The sequence below is a fragment of the Bradyrhizobium sp. 31Argb genome, from assembly GCF_043638955.1.
Lineage (GTDB): Bacteria > Pseudomonadota > Alphaproteobacteria > Rhizobiales > Xanthobacteraceae > Bradyrhizobium.
This window is the reverse complement of the sequence record NZ_JBEGDB010000055.1, coordinates 21,744-36,146: the sequence shown is the minus strand read 5'-3', so window position 1 is coordinate 36,146 and position 14,403 is coordinate 21,744. Positions and strand designations below refer to the sequence as shown.

The following is a 14,403-nucleotide window of genomic DNA, read 5'->3' as shown; positions in this document are numbered from 1 at the left end:
AATCACCCCGATCGGGCAATCCAAAGCATTCCGCGCAAGTCAAGGCCGGGCACGGCGATCCTCTCGTGACGCTCACGTCGCTCCGGCCTCGACCACGATGCGGTCAGCCTCGACGTCGCCGATGCGATTGAGCCCGCGCATATCGACGACGATGCCGTCAGTCAGCGAACGGCCGTAGGTCGAATGGCCCTGGCCGCGCGCTGCGACCTTCAATCCTCGCTCGGCTGCCCATCGCATCACGGTCGCGATGTCTTCGCTCTCGGCTGGCTTCAAGACCGCGCGCGGCTCTTTGCGAATGATCCGGCCGAAGTCATCCGCCGCCGCGGCGCGAACCGCCTCGTCGTGACTGAGTTCGCCCTTGAGCCGCGATCGGTCGTTCGAATTGGCTTGTGCTGGTGTGTTCATCTGAGTACCGGAAGCGAATGCCGCGGTAAGGCCAAGGCCTGCACGCAGCAGGGTGCGTCTGTCGGGAGACATGACGTGCTCCTCGATTTGAAAAGCCTGGCAAGGCGAATTCAGCGCTGAGCCGCCCCTAAGTTGAGTTCGCGGAGCCTGAGAGACAATCAGCGCTGCGCAGAATTGACCTTCCCGAAAATCGAGAAAATCAGGTTAGAGGCGTTCGCGCTTCAGGCGTTCCACGAGCAGGTCGGCGAACAGCCGCGTCTTCGCTGGTGGCATGCCGCTCGGTGGGAACACCGCGTGGATCGGAATCCGCGGAGCCTCGAACTCTTCGAGCAATATCTCCAGCGCACCGCGATCGAACAGTTCGGCGATCTGCCAGAACGGACCGTATCCGATGCCAAGGCCATGGCAGGCGGCGGCATGCGCCGCAGCGACATTGTCGGTGCGGAAGCAACCGCTCACGCGCACATTCCTGAGACGGCCGCGCACCTGGAACCGCCACGCTTGCGTCTCGGCTTCGGCTGTGCCGTGCAGGATGCATTGGTGGCGGACGAGGTCGTCGGGATGGCGTGGATGGCCATGGCGATCGAGATAGCCGGGCGCGGCGTAGACGACGGTGCGAAGCTCGCCGAGACGGCGTGCTTTCAGCGAGGAGTCCGGCAGGTCTCTTATTCTGATCGCAAGATCGAAACCGCCGCCGACGACATCGATCGGGCGGTCTGATCCTTGCAGGTCGGCCTTGATGCGCGGATAGCGCGCGATGAAGTCCGCAAGCGCGGGCGCGACAAAAGTCGAGCCGAACAGGACCGGCGCGGTAACGCGGAGCAGTCCCGATGGCTCGGCGCGCCGGCGCGCCGCTTCCAGGCGCGCCTCGCTGATTTCGGAGAACGCCGGCTTGACGCGCCGATAGAACGCAAGGCCAGCTTCGGTGGCGAAGGATTTTCGCGTGGTGCGCCTGATGAGTTCGACGCCGACACTATGCTCCAGCGCCAGCAGTGAGCGATTGACGGCCTGCACGGACCGGCCGAGCCGGCGCGCCGCCGCCGTCTGGCTGCCGGTCTCGATAACAGCCAGAAAGGCCTCGATTTCTTCCATCGAACCGCCTCCGCATTTTCTCGAAATGCGAGAGGATAGTGCTGATGTCGATGGATGATGGCAAGGGCACGCGGAGCGCCCTGAGAACGTGCCCGGTTAGCTCGCGTACTGGGCGATGCCGTTGCCGAACGACCAGTTCTCCTTCTTGACCTCGACGAGGTTGATGAAGATGTCCTCGCGGCGTAGCCCGAGCGCGGTGTGCAGGCCGTCGGCGATCGCCTTGTAGAGCGCCTGCTTCTGCGCGGAGGTGCGGCCCTCGTTCCAGGTGATCTGGATGATCACGAGATCGTTGGTGCGGTGGATGCCGAGATAGTCGGCATCGAACAGGAAGCCATCGGCCTCGTGCTCGCTGATGAGCTGGAACCGGTCCTTCTCAGGCACGCCCACACTGATGAGTGCGTCATACACGATGCGGCCAATCTCCTGCCGGAAGGCCGCGTCCTTGCCCTTGCGAAGATCGATGCGAACGAGGGGCATGTCCGTCTCCTGTTGTCCGATGCGACTTCGTCGCGCCCGCCGCGGCGATCGTCTGCAGATGCTCGCAATTACACTAGCTGCATATGCTGGTATTGAAGGTCAAGAGTTGCATCGTAGAATGTAACCGTAACAAACAAGGAGCGGATGTGTCCTGCTATCTCGGTCTCGACGGCTTTCGCGGCGGCTGGGTAGTGGCCTGGATCGACGATCAGGGTAACCACGGCTTCGACTATTCGCCGCACCTGGATCGGCTTCTCGCGGCTGCGCACAAGCGCGCCATGATCGATATGCCGATCGGCCTGACGATGAAGGGGCACCGGACGTGCGATCTGCGTGCCCGCGAATTGGTCGGCGCTTCGGTGTTTCTCGGCGCGCGGCGCAACCTTTGGGAGTTCGCGGACCAGGCTTCGGCGAACCGCTACTATTGGCATCACGAGGGCCCGGGTATGGGCGTGTCCTGCCAACTCTGGAATATCAGGGACAAGATCAGGGAGGTCGACGATTTCATCACGCCAGAGCGTCAGGCAACCATCGGCGAGGCGCATCCGGAACTGATCTTCCGAAATCTCGGCAAGCAGATCCGCCTGGAAGGCAAGAAGTCGGAGCGAGGCCGCGAGCAGCGCTTGAGACTGTTGGCCGAGCGCGGCTTTGTCAAACTTTCACGCTGGCTGGCGCAACGTTACGGCACCGGGATCGGACGCGACGATTTGATCGATGCCTGCGCCTGCGCGGTGGCCGCGCGGGACAGCAATGCGCGTCTCGGCGGCGAGGAGGTCGACGTTCGCGGCTTGCGGATGGAGATCAACTACTGAGAGACCAACGGGAGGCGTCACCCTCTTACTTCCGCGTAACCTCCGGGAATATCCACATCGCGATCACCATGAACGGAGCGAGCACCATGATCGCGATCTTCGGACCGTGCTGCCCGATCGAGTCCTGGTAGAAATAGGCCGCACAAGCGACGAGCAGCACGATGATCGATAGAGCTGTCTTGATCGGGAAGGGCATCGGCACACTCCTCTATGAGGCGGTAAATCCCTGCAGCGGGGAGAGCATCAGCGCGAGCGCTGCGAGCTTGACAAGCCCAAGCACGGCAAGCCCGCTGCGGCTGTCGCGCCACGCACCCGGAATGACCTGAAACACCGCGGGAATGAACAGGAAGATCAGGCCGCCGAACACCACGACGGAGGTCCAGCGCAGCGTCTGGTGCGCAAACGAGGCCACACCCGCGAGCAGAATCATGAGTAACGCGAGATTGGCGAGCACGAGCACCCCGCCGGACGCGCCCGCGATCGATTGCGGCCTTGCGCTTCGCGGAAACATGCCGACCAGCGTGAAGAAGCTCAGGCAGCAGGCTGCGAAGCCTGCCGCGAACAGCGCCAGCGCGAGGCCGTTCGGCTCGATGCCGGCCATGGCTGTCACTCCGCCGGCACGGAGCTTACAGCCGGATCGATCCGCGGGGTGCGCGCGGTCTTGCGCATGTTGCGCTTGACGAAGCGTGTATCGTAGCCGTTGAAGAGATGACCGAGCAGGCCGCGGTCGAGATCCGACGTGCCGAGCAGCCAGTCCATGATCGGGAAGGTGAGGTTCATGTTCCGCTCCATCATGATCGATTGATCGTGATGGGCGGTGTGGTGACGGCGGATCGTATTCACCATCGGCACGTTGCGGACGAACCAGTTCTCCTCGACATGGCAGCAGAAATGCATGAACTCGTAGATCAGGTACATCGACGTTGTCGTCGCGATCAGGAGCCATCCGACATTGGCCGAGATGATAGTGCCGGCCACGATCGCAAGCGGGATCGACATCAGGGTGAAGGTGGCGAGCGCGTAAGGCGGGAAGAAGGTCACGCGCCAGTCATGATGATCGGCGAAGCGCATCTCCTGATCGGTGAAGAACTGGTGATGCATCAAGGTGTGGCGGTTATAGATCGCGCGGAACGCCTTGATCTGCGAGGGGCGGTGCATCACGTAGCGGTGGATCCACCACTCGAAGAAATTCGCGCCCAGAAAGGTCACGGGGACGATGAGCAATTCCCACGCGCGCAGGTCGCGAACATTGGCGAGATAGATGTAGAGCGCGGTGATGCCGATCACGTAGATGATGAAGACGTGCAGCCAGCCATTGTACCAGCCGGCGACCCGCTCCCGATAGGTTTCGCGGTAACGGCGCTGCCGATCCGACATGGCGGTTGATGTGAGTTCCATGGCCGACCTCCCGACGTCGAACTTGGATGACATTCGAATTCGCGTATGATATATCACTAATCTATCAAGGCGGCAAGATGGCGGCTAACGCCTGGAGCATGATCCGGAAAAGTGGAAACCGGTTTTTCATGCTCAAATTTCTAAGGTGTCGGGAGGAGCCACGCATGAAAAGGTTTTGCGGAGACCGCACCATCGACGGAGTCGTGGTCACGGTGGATGGCCGGCCGCTCGATCAGAGGCTCGATCTGCACCGCTACACCGCGAACGGTTTTGAATGGAGCTATGAGGGGGAAGAGCCGCGACAACTGTCGCTGGCGATCCTTGCCGAGCACCTGAGCGATACCGCCGCGGCAAAGGCTCTGGTCGAGCCGTACATGAAGGCGGTGGTTGCCAATTTCGGCAATGAGTGGGAAATGAGCTCTGCCGATATCGACGCGGCGCTCGCGGCGCTGCGGAAAGATGGGGATGCTGTTCGGGCGGCATCCTGAAACAGGGCGGACGGGAGATCTGGAAGTGGGGCTCAAATACAAGGCGGCGGTGCTGCACGCGCCGAAAACGCCGCTCATCATCGAGACGGTCGAGGCGGGCGAACTCGCGGCCGAAGACGTGCTCGTCCGCGTCAAGGCGGTGGGGCTTTGCCATACCGATCTCGAGGTGATCGAAGGCAGCCTGCGCAATCCGATGCCGATCCTGCTCGGTCATGAAGCGTCCGGCATCGTCGAACAGGTCGGGCCGAACGCCCGTGGCATCGCGGTCGGCGACCACGTCGTCCTCTCCTGGAATCCGCATTGCGGGCATTGCTTCTATTGCGATCGCGACCTGCCGATCCTCTGCGAATCCTATCTGGGACAGGCGCCGCTCGCGGTGCAATTCGATGGACGCAGCCGCGCCCGATTGGGCGACGGGCGCGAGCTCAAGCACCTGATGTATCTCGGCGCCCTCGCTGAACACTGCATCGTGCCGGCGCAGCAGGCGATCGTGGTGCCGAAGGAGCTTGCCTTCGACCAAGCCTGCCTGATCGGTTGCGGCGTCATGACCGGCGTTGGTGCCGCGCTCAACGTCGCGTCGATCCATTACGGCGACAGCGTGATGGTGATCGGATGCGGCGCGGTCGGTCTTGCGGCGGTGCAGGGTGCGCGCATGGCGGGCGCGGGCGTCGTCATTGCCGTCGATCTCGACGACAACAAGCTCGATCTGGCCGAGCAGCTCGGGGCGACGCATGCGATCAACGCCGCCAAAGAGGACGTGATCGATCTCTCGCGTCAATTGACCGATGGCCGCGGCGTCGACGTCGTTCTGGAGTCGGCGGGCAGCGCGCGCGCGTTTCGGATGACGAGCGAGGTGGTGCGGCCGGGCGGCGAGGTCATCTGGCTCGGCAAGGTCGATGTCGCGCAGGACGTCGCGTTTCGATGGGGTTCGCTGATGCAGGAAAAGCGCATCCGGCGCTCCAGCTATGGCGGCGCGCGGCCGCTGCGCGACTTTCCGATGCTGGCGCAAGCCGCGCTCGACGGCCGGCTCAAGCTGGATCAATTGATCACCGCGCGTATCTCGCTCGAACAAGTCAACGAGGGGTTCGAGGCATTGAGGCGCGGTACGGCCATCCGCAGCGTCGTGGTGCTCTAGATTCTTTGACGCGTTTTCTTCACGCGAACCGGTACCCACTTCGCTTGAAAACGCTCTGGATCACATCTCAATGGTCTTGCGGGTGAAGCTTTCGATGTAGTCGAGCAGGCGATCGGACGCTTTCGCCGCGGCTTCCGGATCGCGCGCGGCGATCTGCTCGGCGACGTCGGCGTGCAGGCGCGCCGACAGCGGCAGGTCGCCGACTTCGCGATAGTGCTGGTACCAGAAGCGTCGGGACAGGCCGTGCATCAGGCCCATGGCGCGGGAGGCGAACTCGTTTCTCGCGGCCTGGCTGACCAGTTCGTTGAAGGCGCGATCGAGCCGCATGAAGGTCATGTCGTCGGATTCATCGGAGGCGCGGCGCATCTCCCGGGCGATGGTCGTAAATTGAGCGATTTCCTCCGGCGTCGCGCGCTCGGCCGCGCCGCGCGCCATCAGCCGCTCGAGTTCGCGGCGCACTTCGAGCAGGCGCATCTGTGTCCTGAGGTTGATCTGCGACACCAGGATGCCCCGTCGCGGCAGGATGACGACGAGGCCGTCGCGGGCCAGACGCTGCAGCGCCTCGCGGATCGGGGTGCGGCCGATGCCCAGTTTCGCCGCCAGCGACTGTTCCGACAGGATGGTTTCAGGCGGCAAGGCGAGGGTGACGATCAGTTCCTCCAGTTGCCGATAGGCGCGGTCGGTCAACGTCTCCTGATCGCGCTCGTCGCGTTCGAGGTCGACGCTGCGCGGCACGTCGCGCGAGCCCGGCTGGCTTTTCCTGGACCTGGCAGTCTTGCTGGTGCTGGCTCGTGGGGTTCGCCTGTCCGCGGCCATCTGCCGTGATTCTCCCTTTGCTCGTCACGACGATATTTCACGCGTGACGAGGAGGGTCAATCGGGCGTCGGTGCGGCCTGCGTAGCCGCGATGCTCTCGATCAATGCGAGATGCTTTCGAGCGTTCGACCTTTGGTTTCCTCACCCAGCGTGAGCACGACAAGGGCGCGCGGATGTCTGTGCGGTCGATGTCGCGGCCTCAGGGAGCGGCGCACTCAGATATTTCCCCTCGGCCTGAGGAGGCCGCTCCGCGGCCGTCTCGAAGGCCGAGGCCACAGGCGGGGCCACATTCCTTCGAGACGCTTGCTATGCAAGCTCCTCAGGATGAGGGTCGGGTTTTCTCGAAAGATTATGTTCGCGCAACGTGCTACGGTTGCGGCGTTAGGGTCGACTATTCCGCAAAGCACCATGAACGGGAACGTGCATTGTTCGCGGCGCTACCTCATTCCATGATGGCGCCATCCTGATCCCTCCATCCGCGGAGCCTCCATGACAGCAGAAGCGATCCGCCCCGCCGCCCATCACCACCCCTGGTACAAGGTCCTCTACATCCAGGTCCTGATCGCGATCGCGCTTGGCATCCTGCTCGGCCATTTCTATCCCGGTCTCGGCAAGGAGATGAAGCCGCTCGGCGACGGCTTCATCGCGCTGATCAAGATGATGATCGCGCCGGTGATCTTCTGCACTGTCGTACACGGCATCTCCTCGATGGGCGACCTCAAGCGCGTCGGCCGCGTCGGCCTGAAGGCGCTGATCTATTTTGAGGTCGTGTCGACGGTGGCGCTGGCGGTCGGCCTGATCGTCGGCAGGACGCTGCAGCCGGGGCGGGGCTTCAACATCGATCCGACGTCAATCGATCCCAGTTCGGTCGCGACCTACGTGACCAAGGCGAAAGAGGAGGGGATCATCGCCCATTTGATGGCGATCATCCCCGACAGCTTCTTCGGCGCACTGGCGCGCGGCGACCTTCTGCAGGTGCTCTTGATCTCGATTCTATCAGGCTTTGCCATCGCCTTCATGGGCAAGGCGGGCGAGCCGATTGCATATGCGATCGACCAGGCGGCCAAAGTGTTCTTTGGCGTGATCCGCATCATCGTGCGTGTCGCGCCGCTCGGCGCCTTCGGTGCGATGGCGTTCACCGTCGGCGCTTACGGGCTGGGTTCGCTATGGAATCTCGTGGCTCTGATCGGCACCTTCTATTTGACCAGCGCGCTGTTCGTCCTGATCGTGCTTGGCTCGATCGCGCGGCTCTCGGGATTCTCGATCATCCGCTTCATCGGCTACATCAAGGACGAATTGTTGATCGTGCTCGGCACCTCGTCGTCGGAGACGGTGCTGCCGCAGATGATCCAGAAGATGGAGCATCTCGGCGCCTCGCGCTCGGTGGTCGGCCTCGTCATCCCGACCGGCTACAGCTTCAATCTCGACGGCACCAACATCTACATGACGCTGGCCACGCTGTTCCTGGCACAGGCGACCAACACGCCTCTGACGATCTGGCAGGAACTCGGCATTCTGGGCATCGCCATGATCACCTCGAAGGGGGCGTCCGGCGTCACCGGGGCCGGCTTCATCACGCTGGCCGCAACGTTGTCCATCGTGCCTGACATCCCGATTCAGTCGCTCGCCATCCTCGTCGGCATCGACAAGTTCATGAGCGAATGCCGCGCGCTGACCAACCTGATCGGCAACGGCGTCGCCTGCGTCGTCATCAGTCTTTCAGAGGGCGAGCTCGACAAGGCAAAGCTGCACGAGACCATGGCAAACCCGCTCGAACTCGGCGAGGCGCTCGAGCCGGGCGGGGGCTCCTAGGCGACGCCGCGGCCACGTCTGGTCGATAACGACAATTCATGATGCATAACCAACGGGATATTTCAGGCAGCGGTGCGAGGCGCCCTCCATATGGCTGGCGGCTAGGCTGACAGCAATTATGCCGCTCCACGTGCCCCTTGACTGACACATATCTGTCCGGTTATACGTCAATCAATAGCCAGCGGGTTATCGATCTCAAATGCCGAATGCTCACGATGAGCTCTTCAGGGCGCTCGCCGATCCGACCCGGCGGGCGATCTTCGAGCGATTGTGCCGTGAAGGAGAGCAGACGGTAGGCGCCCTGACGGCTCTGGCCGGGGTCTCGCAACCGGCGGTCTCAAAGCACCTTGGGGTTCTGAAGCAGGCGGGGCTCGTGCGCGACCGCCACGAAGGCCGCCAGACGCACTACAGCGCGCAGCTCGGCGCGTTGGCCCCGCTGATCGACTGGACCAGCCAAATGGCCGGCTTCTGGCAAAGCCGGTTCGACCACCTCGAAGATCTGCTCAAAAGGATGGACCAATGACCACCATTGCGACCGAAACGCGCTCCGTCATTGTCGAACGTGAGATACCCTATCCGCCGGAAAAGATCTGGCGCGCGCTCACGCAACCACACCTGATCGAGGAATGGCTCATGAAGAGCGACTTCAAGCCCGTCGTAGGTCACCGTTTCAACCTTCGCGGCGAATGGGGCGGCGTGCTGGACTGCGAGGTCCTCGCGATCGAGCCGAACAAGGCGCTGTCCTACACCTGGAATTTTGCGCACGACGATGCTGCGTTCAATCTGAAGAGTGTGGTGACCTTTACGCTCACGCCAACGAACACGGGAACCCATTTGCGCATGGAGCAGTCGGGCTTCCGGCCGGATCAGAAGCAGGCCTACGGCGGCGCCCACGCCGGGTGGCAGCAGTTCTTTGCGAATCTGGAACAGGTGCTGGGGCGGACAGATTGAGCATCTGCGGGTGAATGCAATGGCGAGCAAAACTTCCGTAAAGAAAGCGACAACCATCATGGTCAAGAGCAAGAGTGGCTCGAAGGAAGTAGGCGCGCCCTCTCAACTGATCGATGCGAGAATCGAGGAACTCGGTGATTGGCGGGGCGAGACGCTCGCTCGAGTCCGCGATCTCATCAAGCAGGCCGACCCCGAAGTGGTCGAGGAGTGGAAGTGGAGGGGCGTTCCGGTGTGGGAGCACGCCGGAATTATCTGCACCGGTGAGACGTACAAGAACGTCGTGAAGATGACTTTCGCTAAGGGCGCCTCCTTGGAGGACCCTTCAGGCCTCTTCAACTCCAGCCTCGAAGGCAACACCAGGCGTGCGATCGATTTCCATGAGGGCGACAAGATCGATGAAGCGGCGTTGAAGGCGCTCATTCGCGAGGCCGTGGCACTGAACCTCTCTAAGAAACCAAAGAGCGCTTGAGGAGTCAGCGAAGACGACTCATTCCGGCACGCCGGCCGCCCGCAGCGCCTCGGCATAGGTCCGCGCCATGGGCTCGACCGGGAAGGGGATTCGCGACAGGAAGCCCGCGATCGAAAATTCCGGCTCGACCTTCAGCAATTCTCGCGCAACCTGTACTGCGCGGTCGCGCTCGCCGGTTTTCACCAGCGCCACGGTGAGGACGCGCAGCGCCACCGCGAAGCGGCGGTTCTGCGCCAGCGCCTTCTCCGCCCACGCGATCGCTTCGGGGAAATTCTCGTCCAGCACGGCGCAGATCGAGAGCGCGCCGGAGGCGAACCAGCCGCGCGGGTCGCGAGGATTGAGCCGCTGCGCCCGCTCGATCATGGCACGGCCGGCGCCCTGATTGCCGCGCATCGCCTCGATCCAGCCGCCGAGCGTCAGCGCCATCGCGGAATTCGGATTGATCGCGAGCGAGCGGCTGAACAATTCGCGCGCCGGCTCGATTTCGTCGGCCATGTTCCAGATCGCGAACGCCGCCATCCACAACACCTGCGCATCGTTCGGCGCGAGTTCGACCGCGCGCCAGGCCTGCGCGACGGCCTTGCCGCGATAGTCCTCGTCCGGCCCGATCCACCCTTGGAAATGGCGCAGCGCATGGCAATAGGCGGATGCTGCCATTGCCGGCGCGTAGGCGTGATCGATCGCCAGCGCCTGGTCGAGGCAATCGATCGCCGCCGCAATGCTCTCAGTGGTGAACTCGTAACGCAGACTGTAGGCGCGCAGCAGCAGGTCGTAGGCGTCGAGCTGGCTCGGCGGAGAGGACCGGCGGCGCTCGGCCTCGGCGAGGTGCAGTGTCGGCTCGATCGCGGCCACCACGCTTTCGGTGATGCGGTCCTGCAGGTCGAAGACCTCGCTCGCGTCGCCGTCGAAGCGGTCGGCCCAGAGATGGACGGCCGAGCTTGCGTCGATGAGCTGGCCAGTGATCCGCAACCGATCGCCGCCGCGGCGAACGCTGCCTTCCAGCACATAGCCGACGCCGAGCTCGCGGCCGACCTGGCGGATATCGACCGCCTTGCCCTTGTAGGTGAAGGAGGAGTTTCGCGCGATCACGGACAGTCCGCTGCAGCGCGACAGCGCCGTGATGATGTCCTCGGCAACCCCGTCGGCAAAATACTCCTGCTCGGGATCGCCGCTCATATTGGTGAACGGCAGCACCGCGATTGATGGGCCTTCGAAGGCGGCAACGGGCGGCCCTGCGCTCTCATCGGCCGCTTGCTCGCGGACCTCGCCGACGAAACGAATGCCCTTGCGCGGGAGCGTGCGGATCAGCCGCTGCTCGTCGCCATTGTCGCCGATGGCCGCGCGTGCGGCGTTCAGCCGGCTGCTCAGCGTCGCCTCCGAGACGATGCGCCCGCGCCAGACGGCGGCCAACAGGTCGTCGCGGCTGACGACGCGGTCGCGCGAGCGGATCAGGAATTCCAGGAGATCGAACACCTGCGGCTCGACGGCAACGAGGCTGTCGCCGCGGCGCAGCTCGCGGCGGTCGGGATCCAGAACGAAGTTATTGAAATGATAGAGCAAATTTCTATGGCCTGCCGGCTGTGACGGGAGTCGCAGCGAACCTAGCACAAGGCGCCTGTCGCAAAAATCAAAGCCAACTGAAAGCCATCTGAAGGATAAATCCAGATAGTCTCCAAGCGCTGATAGGCGGGAGGGGGCAAAAGGTCGCCAGTTCGAACCGGAGATCGCCATGTCCCAGAATATCAACCAAAGCCGTCGCCGCTTCTTCGGCGTAGCCGCCGGAACCTTCGCCGCCGCCCAGTTCGGCCTGATCGGGCCCAGCCATGCGCAGGGCGCCAAGAAGGCCACGCTGCCCGCGGCACGGTCGGGCACGAATACCTCGTTCGGACCGTTGAAGCAGATCGACGCCGGCCTTCTCAATGTCAGCTATGCCGAGGCGGGACCCGCTGATGGTCCGGTGGTGATCCTGCTGCACGGCTGGCCCTACGACATCTACAGCTATGTCGACGTCGCTCCGCTGTTGGTATCCGCCGGCTATCGCGTGATCATCCCTTACCTGCGCGGCTATGGCCCCACGCGTTTCCTTTCCGATGCGACGTTCCGGAACGGCCAGCCGGCCGCGCTCGCCGTCGACATCGTCGCGCTGATGGATGCGCTCAAGATCGAGAAGGCGACGCTTGCCGGCTACGACTGGGGCGCGCGCACGGCCAACATCATCGCCGCGCTCTGGCCGGAGCGCTGCAAGTCGATGGTCTCCGTCAGCGGTTACCTGATCGGCAGCCAGGAGGCCGGCAAGATGCCGCTGCCGCCGAAGGCCGAACTGCAATGGTGGTACCAGTTCTATTTCGCCACCGAGCGCGGGCAGCAAGGCTATGACAAGTACCGGCACGACTTCGCCAGGCTGATCTGGCAACTCGCTTCGCCGAAGTGGCATTTCGACGACGCCACCTTCGAGCGCAGCGCGAGCGCCTTCGACAACTCCGATCACGTCCGCATCGTCATTCATAACTACCGCTGGCGGCTCGACCTCGCCAAGGGCGAAGCGAAATACGATGATCTGGAGAAGAAGCTCGCGACATTCCCTGTCATCACGGTGCCGACCATCACCATGGAAGGCGACGCCAACGGCGCGCCGCATCCGGAACCGAGCGCCTACGCCAAGAAATTCTCCGGCAAGTACGAGCACCGCCTCATCACCGGCGGCATCGGCCACAATCTGCCGCAGGAGGCCCCGCAGGCCTTTGCGCAGGCCGTCATCGATGTCGACAACGGCTGATTGAAAAGCGCGGGTATCGTACTGATGCGACAGAATCTGAAATGGGCCTTGGCTGCCCTCATGGTGACCTGCGCCGCGACGGCTGCGCCCTTCGCCGCGAGCCTTGCCGATGATGGGGCGTCGCCGATCTTCGGCGTCAGGATTCCCGATGGCTATCGCGACTGGAAGCTGATCGCTGTCGGGCAGGAGGTGAGCCTGGATGAACTCCGGGCCGTCCTCGGCAACCCCACCGCGGTCAAGGCCAGTCAGGGCGGCGCGCTGCCGTTTCCGGACGGCACCGTCTTTGCCAAGCTCGCCTGGAAGCATGTCCCGGTCGAAGGTCTCGACGGCGCCTTCATCACGGGCTCGCCCACCACCGTCCAGATCATGGTCAAGGACTCCGCCAAATACGCCTCCACCGGCGGCTGGGGTTTTGGCCGGTTCGTCGACGGCAAGCCCGTGGACGAGGCCCAGCACCGGACCTGCTTCGCCTGCCACGAAGCCCACGCGAAAGATCACGATTTCGTCTTCACGCGCTACGGACGCTGAGAACTCCGGGGGAATTCACAGGAGGCGTGGTGCCCAATCTGGCGCAACAGCCGTTGCGAAGCTACTTTCGCGTGGCAACGCACGCGAGGAATGGCTTTGAGCATCACCATCTACGGCATCAAGAACTGTGACACCATGAAGAAGGCGCGCGCCTGGCTCGACGGCCATGGCGTCGCCTATGATTTCCACGACTACAAGACAGCCGGCATCGCCAAGGACCAGCTGAAGCAATGGAGCGACGAGGTCGGCTGGGAAACGCTGCTCAACCGGGCCGGCACCACGTTCAAGAAATTGCCTGATACTGACAAGGAAAGCCTGAACGAGCGCAAGGCCCTCGCGCTGATGGAGGCGCAGCCGTCGATGATCAAGCGGCCGGTGCTCGATCTCGGCGGCAAACTCCTGGTCGGTTTCAAGGACGACATCTACGCCAAGGAAGTGAAATCGCGCGGCGGCAAAGGGTAGGGCGCGGTCGATTTCCGGGAACCTCTTCGCCTCGACCGCATCTAATTCCGGTATCCGCTGGAATAAGGACGAGGACGCCATGCAAGGGTCCACCACACCCAAGATTGCGCCGGCTGCGGCCGGCGACGCCGAGCTCGTCAAGCGCGCTTTGGCTCGCGAAGAGGCTGCCGTTCGCGCCATCATCAAGGCCAACAACCGCAGGCTCTACCGGCTGGCGCGCGGCATCCTGCGCAACGACAGCGAGGCCGAGGACGTTGTTCAGGAAACCTATGTCCGAGCCTTCACGCATCTTGCCGATTTCCGCGGCGAGTCCAGTCTGTCAACATGGTTGTCGCGGATCACGATGAATGAGGCGCTGGGACGGGTGCGCCGCGAGCGGCCCGGCGTCGAGATTTCGTCACTGCCGCAAGGCGCGCTGGAAGCCCAGATCATCCAGTTCCCCCTGATGTCCACTGCAGACGAGCCCGAAAAATCCATGGCTCAGCGCGAAATTCACAAAGTCGTCGAGGCCGCGATCGACGAACTGCCGGAGGCGTTTCGCCTCGTCTTCATCACGCGTGTGGTCGAGGGCATGAATGTCGAGGAGACCGCCGAACTTCTTGACCTGAGGCCCGAGACGGTGAAGACGCGGCTGCACCGCGCCCGCGCCATGCTGCGCGACAATGTCGAGAAGAAGATTGGGCCTGTCATCATGGAGGTGTTCCCGTTCGCCGGCCGCCGCTGCGACCGGCTGACCGAGGCCGTGCTGAAACGGCTCGGCTATATCTGAAGAATTCCGGGAAC

The 14,403-nt window shown here is 63.1% G+C and carries 19 protein-coding genes; 11 read left to right on the top strand and 8 right to left on the bottom strand.

The genetic code is table 11. The annotated features are described in order from the left end of the window. Positions 1–72 precede the first annotated feature (72 nt). The 3 genes from AAFX91_RS13850 to AAFX91_RS13840 all read right to left on the bottom strand — a co-directional run bounded on the left by AAFX91_RS13850 (position 73) and on the right by AAFX91_RS13840 (position 1,974). On the bottom strand, positions 73–477 hold the full coding sequence (locus AAFX91_RS13850) for an FAD-binding oxidoreductase (protein WP_394566852.1): 405 nt from the start codon (positions 475–477) through the stop codon (positions 73–75). 132 nt (positions 478–609) lie between these two features. Next, complete coding sequence (locus AAFX91_RS13845) at positions 610–1,497, bottom strand: LysR family transcriptional regulator (protein ID WP_394566851.1); 888 nt, start codon at positions 1,495–1,497, stop codon at positions 610–612. A 96-nt stretch (positions 1,498–1,593) separates the two neighbouring features. After that, the gene (locus AAFX91_RS13840; protein ID WP_130581336.1) at positions 1,594–1,974 is read right to left on the bottom strand and encodes a tautomerase family protein; all 381 of its coding nucleotides are present in this window, start codon (positions 1,972–1,974) and stop codon (positions 1,594–1,596) included. A 146-nt stretch (positions 1,975–2,120) separates the two neighbouring features. Between AAFX91_RS13840 and AAFX91_RS13835 the strand changes: the two genes are divergently transcribed. Further along, entirely contained in the window at positions 2,121–2,786 is a 666-nt protein-coding gene (locus AAFX91_RS13835; RefSeq protein WP_394566850.1) for a DUF429 domain-containing protein, read from the top strand. A 25-nt stretch (positions 2,787–2,811) separates the two neighbouring features. Here AAFX91_RS13835 and AAFX91_RS13830 read toward each other — a convergent pair whose 3' ends face one another. The 3 genes from AAFX91_RS13830 to AAFX91_RS13820 are packed head-to-tail and all read right to left on the bottom strand — an operon-like array spanning position 2,812 to position 4,184. Then, entirely contained in the window at positions 2,812–2,982 is a 171-nt protein-coding gene (locus AAFX91_RS13830) for a hypothetical protein (protein WP_165421325.1), read from the bottom strand. 12 nt (positions 2,983–2,994) lie between these two features. Then, positions 2,995–3,387: a hypothetical protein gene (locus AAFX91_RS13825; protein WP_130581334.1), complete on the bottom strand. Its 393-nt coding sequence runs from the start codon at positions 3,385–3,387 to the stop codon at positions 2,995–2,997. 5 nt (positions 3,388–3,392) lie between these two features. Then, positions 3,393–4,184: a sterol desaturase family protein gene (locus tag AAFX91_RS13820; RefSeq protein WP_130581333.1), complete on the bottom strand. Its 792-nt coding sequence runs from the start codon at positions 4,182–4,184 to the stop codon at positions 3,393–3,395. Between the two features lie 26 nt (positions 4,185–4,210). On the opposite strand from AAFX91_RS13820, the gene AAFX91_RS13815 reads away from it, so the two are divergent. After that, positions 4,211–4,672, top strand: a complete 462-nt coding sequence (locus tag AAFX91_RS13815; RefSeq protein WP_394566849.1) for a DUF6166 domain-containing protein — start codon at positions 4,211–4,213, stop codon at positions 4,670–4,672. 25 nt (positions 4,673–4,697) lie between these two features. Continuing rightward, the gene (locus AAFX91_RS13810) at positions 4,698–5,807 is read left to right on the top strand and encodes a Zn-dependent alcohol dehydrogenase (RefSeq protein ID WP_130581332.1); all 1,110 of its coding nucleotides are present in this window, start codon (positions 4,698–4,700) and stop codon (positions 5,805–5,807) included. A 60-nt stretch (positions 5,808–5,867) separates the two neighbouring features. Here the strand turns inward: AAFX91_RS13810 and AAFX91_RS13805 are convergent, their stop codons facing one another. Continuing rightward, on the bottom strand, positions 5,868–6,623 hold the full coding sequence (locus AAFX91_RS13805; protein WP_130581331.1) for a GntR family transcriptional regulator: 756 nt from the start codon (positions 6,621–6,623) through the stop codon (positions 5,868–5,870). A gap of 488 nt (positions 6,624–7,111) precedes the next feature. Between AAFX91_RS13805 and AAFX91_RS13800 the strand changes: the two genes are divergently transcribed. From AAFX91_RS13800 to AAFX91_RS13785, 4 genes are all read left to right on the top strand, one after another. Beyond that, the gene (locus AAFX91_RS13800; protein WP_130581330.1) at positions 7,112–8,434 is read left to right on the top strand and encodes a dicarboxylate/amino acid:cation symporter; all 1,323 of its coding nucleotides are present in this window, start codon (positions 7,112–7,114) and stop codon (positions 8,432–8,434) included. A 199-nt stretch (positions 8,435–8,633) separates the two neighbouring features. Beyond that, positions 8,634–8,957, top strand: a complete 324-nt coding sequence (locus AAFX91_RS13795) for a helix-turn-helix transcriptional regulator (protein ID WP_027579599.1) — start codon at positions 8,634–8,636, stop codon at positions 8,955–8,957. Next, the gene (locus tag AAFX91_RS13790; protein ID WP_394566848.1) at positions 8,954–9,385 is read left to right on the top strand and encodes an SRPBCC domain-containing protein; all 432 of its coding nucleotides are present in this window, start codon (positions 8,954–8,956) and stop codon (positions 9,383–9,385) included. Before AAFX91_RS13795 ends, AAFX91_RS13790 begins: the two co-directional genes overlap by 4 nt. Positions 9,386–9,443: 58 nt before the next feature. Then, positions 9,444–9,854 (top strand): DUF1801 domain-containing protein, encoded by a 411-nt coding sequence (locus tag AAFX91_RS13785; protein WP_394566847.1) that lies wholly within the window; start codon positions 9,444–9,446, stop codon positions 9,852–9,854. Between the two features lie 18 nt (positions 9,855–9,872). Here the strand turns inward: AAFX91_RS13785 and AAFX91_RS13780 are convergent, their stop codons facing one another. After that, positions 9,873–11,414: a winged helix-turn-helix domain-containing tetratricopeptide repeat protein gene (locus AAFX91_RS13780; protein ID WP_394566846.1), complete on the bottom strand. Its 1,542-nt coding sequence runs from the start codon at positions 11,412–11,414 to the stop codon at positions 9,873–9,875. Between the two features lie 169 nt (positions 11,415–11,583). Here AAFX91_RS13780 and AAFX91_RS13775 point away from each other — a divergent pair, with 169 nt between their 5' ends. From AAFX91_RS13775 to AAFX91_RS13760, 4 genes are all read left to right on the top strand, one after another. Then, entirely contained in the window at positions 11,584–12,630 is a 1,047-nt protein-coding gene (locus tag AAFX91_RS13775; protein WP_394566845.1) for an alpha/beta fold hydrolase, read from the top strand. A gap of 24 nt (positions 12,631–12,654) precedes the next feature. After that, the gene (locus tag AAFX91_RS13770) at positions 12,655–13,158 is read left to right on the top strand and encodes a cytochrome P460 family protein (RefSeq protein ID WP_394566844.1); all 504 of its coding nucleotides are present in this window, start codon (positions 12,655–12,657) and stop codon (positions 13,156–13,158) included. A gap of 90 nt (positions 13,159–13,248) precedes the next feature. After that, a complete protein-coding gene (locus AAFX91_RS13765; protein ID WP_394566843.1) occupies positions 13,249–13,620 on the top strand; it encodes an ArsC family reductase in 372 nt (123 codons plus the stop codon). Positions 13,621–13,699: 79 nt separating this feature from the next. Further along, a complete protein-coding gene (locus tag AAFX91_RS13760) occupies positions 13,700–14,389 on the top strand; it encodes an RNA polymerase sigma factor (protein WP_394566842.1) in 690 nt (229 codons plus the stop codon). Positions 14,390–14,403 lie beyond the last annotated feature (14 nt).

Excerpts from the sequence above, each read along its gene's own strand:
- AAFX91_RS13850 (WP_394566852.1), bottom strand. The coding sequence starts at position 477 with ATGTCTCCCGACAGACGCACCCTGCTGCGTGCAGGCCTTGGCCTTACC.
- AAFX91_RS13845 (WP_394566851.1), bottom strand. The coding sequence starts at position 1,497 with ATGGAAGAAATCGAGGCCTTTCTGGCTGTTATCGAGACCGGCAGCCAG.
- AAFX91_RS13840 (WP_130581336.1), bottom strand. The coding sequence starts at position 1,974 with ATGCCCCTCGTTCGCATCGATCTTCGCAAGGGCAAGGACGCGGCCTTC.
- AAFX91_RS13830 (WP_165421325.1), bottom strand. The coding sequence starts at position 2,982 with ATGCCCTTCCCGATCAAGACAGCTCTATCGATCATCGTGCTGCTCGTC.
- AAFX91_RS13825 (WP_130581334.1), bottom strand. The coding sequence starts at position 3,387 with ATGGCCGGCATCGAGCCGAACGGCCTCGCGCTGGCGCTGTTCGCGGCA.
- AAFX91_RS13820 (WP_130581333.1), bottom strand. The coding sequence starts at position 4,184 with ATGGAACTCACATCAACCGCCATGTCGGATCGGCAGCGCCGTTACCGC.
- AAFX91_RS13815 (WP_394566849.1), top strand. The coding sequence starts at position 4,211 with ATGACATTCGAATTCGCGTATGATATATCACTAATCTATCAAGGCGGC.
- AAFX91_RS13805 (WP_130581331.1), bottom strand. The coding sequence starts at position 6,623 with ATGGCCGCGGACAGGCGAACCCCACGAGCCAGCACCAGCAAGACTGCC.
- AAFX91_RS13800 (WP_130581330.1), top strand. The coding sequence starts at position 7,112 with ATGACAGCAGAAGCGATCCGCCCCGCCGCCCATCACCACCCCTGGTAC.
- AAFX91_RS13795 (WP_027579599.1), top strand. The coding sequence starts at position 8,634 with ATGCCGAATGCTCACGATGAGCTCTTCAGGGCGCTCGCCGATCCGACC.
- AAFX91_RS13790 (WP_394566848.1), top strand. The coding sequence starts at position 8,954 with ATGACCACCATTGCGACCGAAACGCGCTCCGTCATTGTCGAACGTGAG.
- AAFX91_RS13785 (WP_394566847.1), top strand. The coding sequence starts at position 9,444 with ATGGTCAAGAGCAAGAGTGGCTCGAAGGAAGTAGGCGCGCCCTCTCAA.
- AAFX91_RS13775 (WP_394566845.1), top strand. The coding sequence starts at position 11,584 with ATGTCCCAGAATATCAACCAAAGCCGTCGCCGCTTCTTCGGCGTAGCC.
- AAFX91_RS13770 (WP_394566844.1), top strand. The coding sequence starts at position 12,655 with ATGCGACAGAATCTGAAATGGGCCTTGGCTGCCCTCATGGTGACCTGC.
- AAFX91_RS13765 (WP_394566843.1), top strand. The coding sequence starts at position 13,249 with ATGGCTTTGAGCATCACCATCTACGGCATCAAGAACTGTGACACCATG.
- AAFX91_RS13760 (WP_394566842.1), top strand. The coding sequence starts at position 13,700 with ATGCAAGGGTCCACCACACCCAAGATTGCGCCGGCTGCGGCCGGCGAC.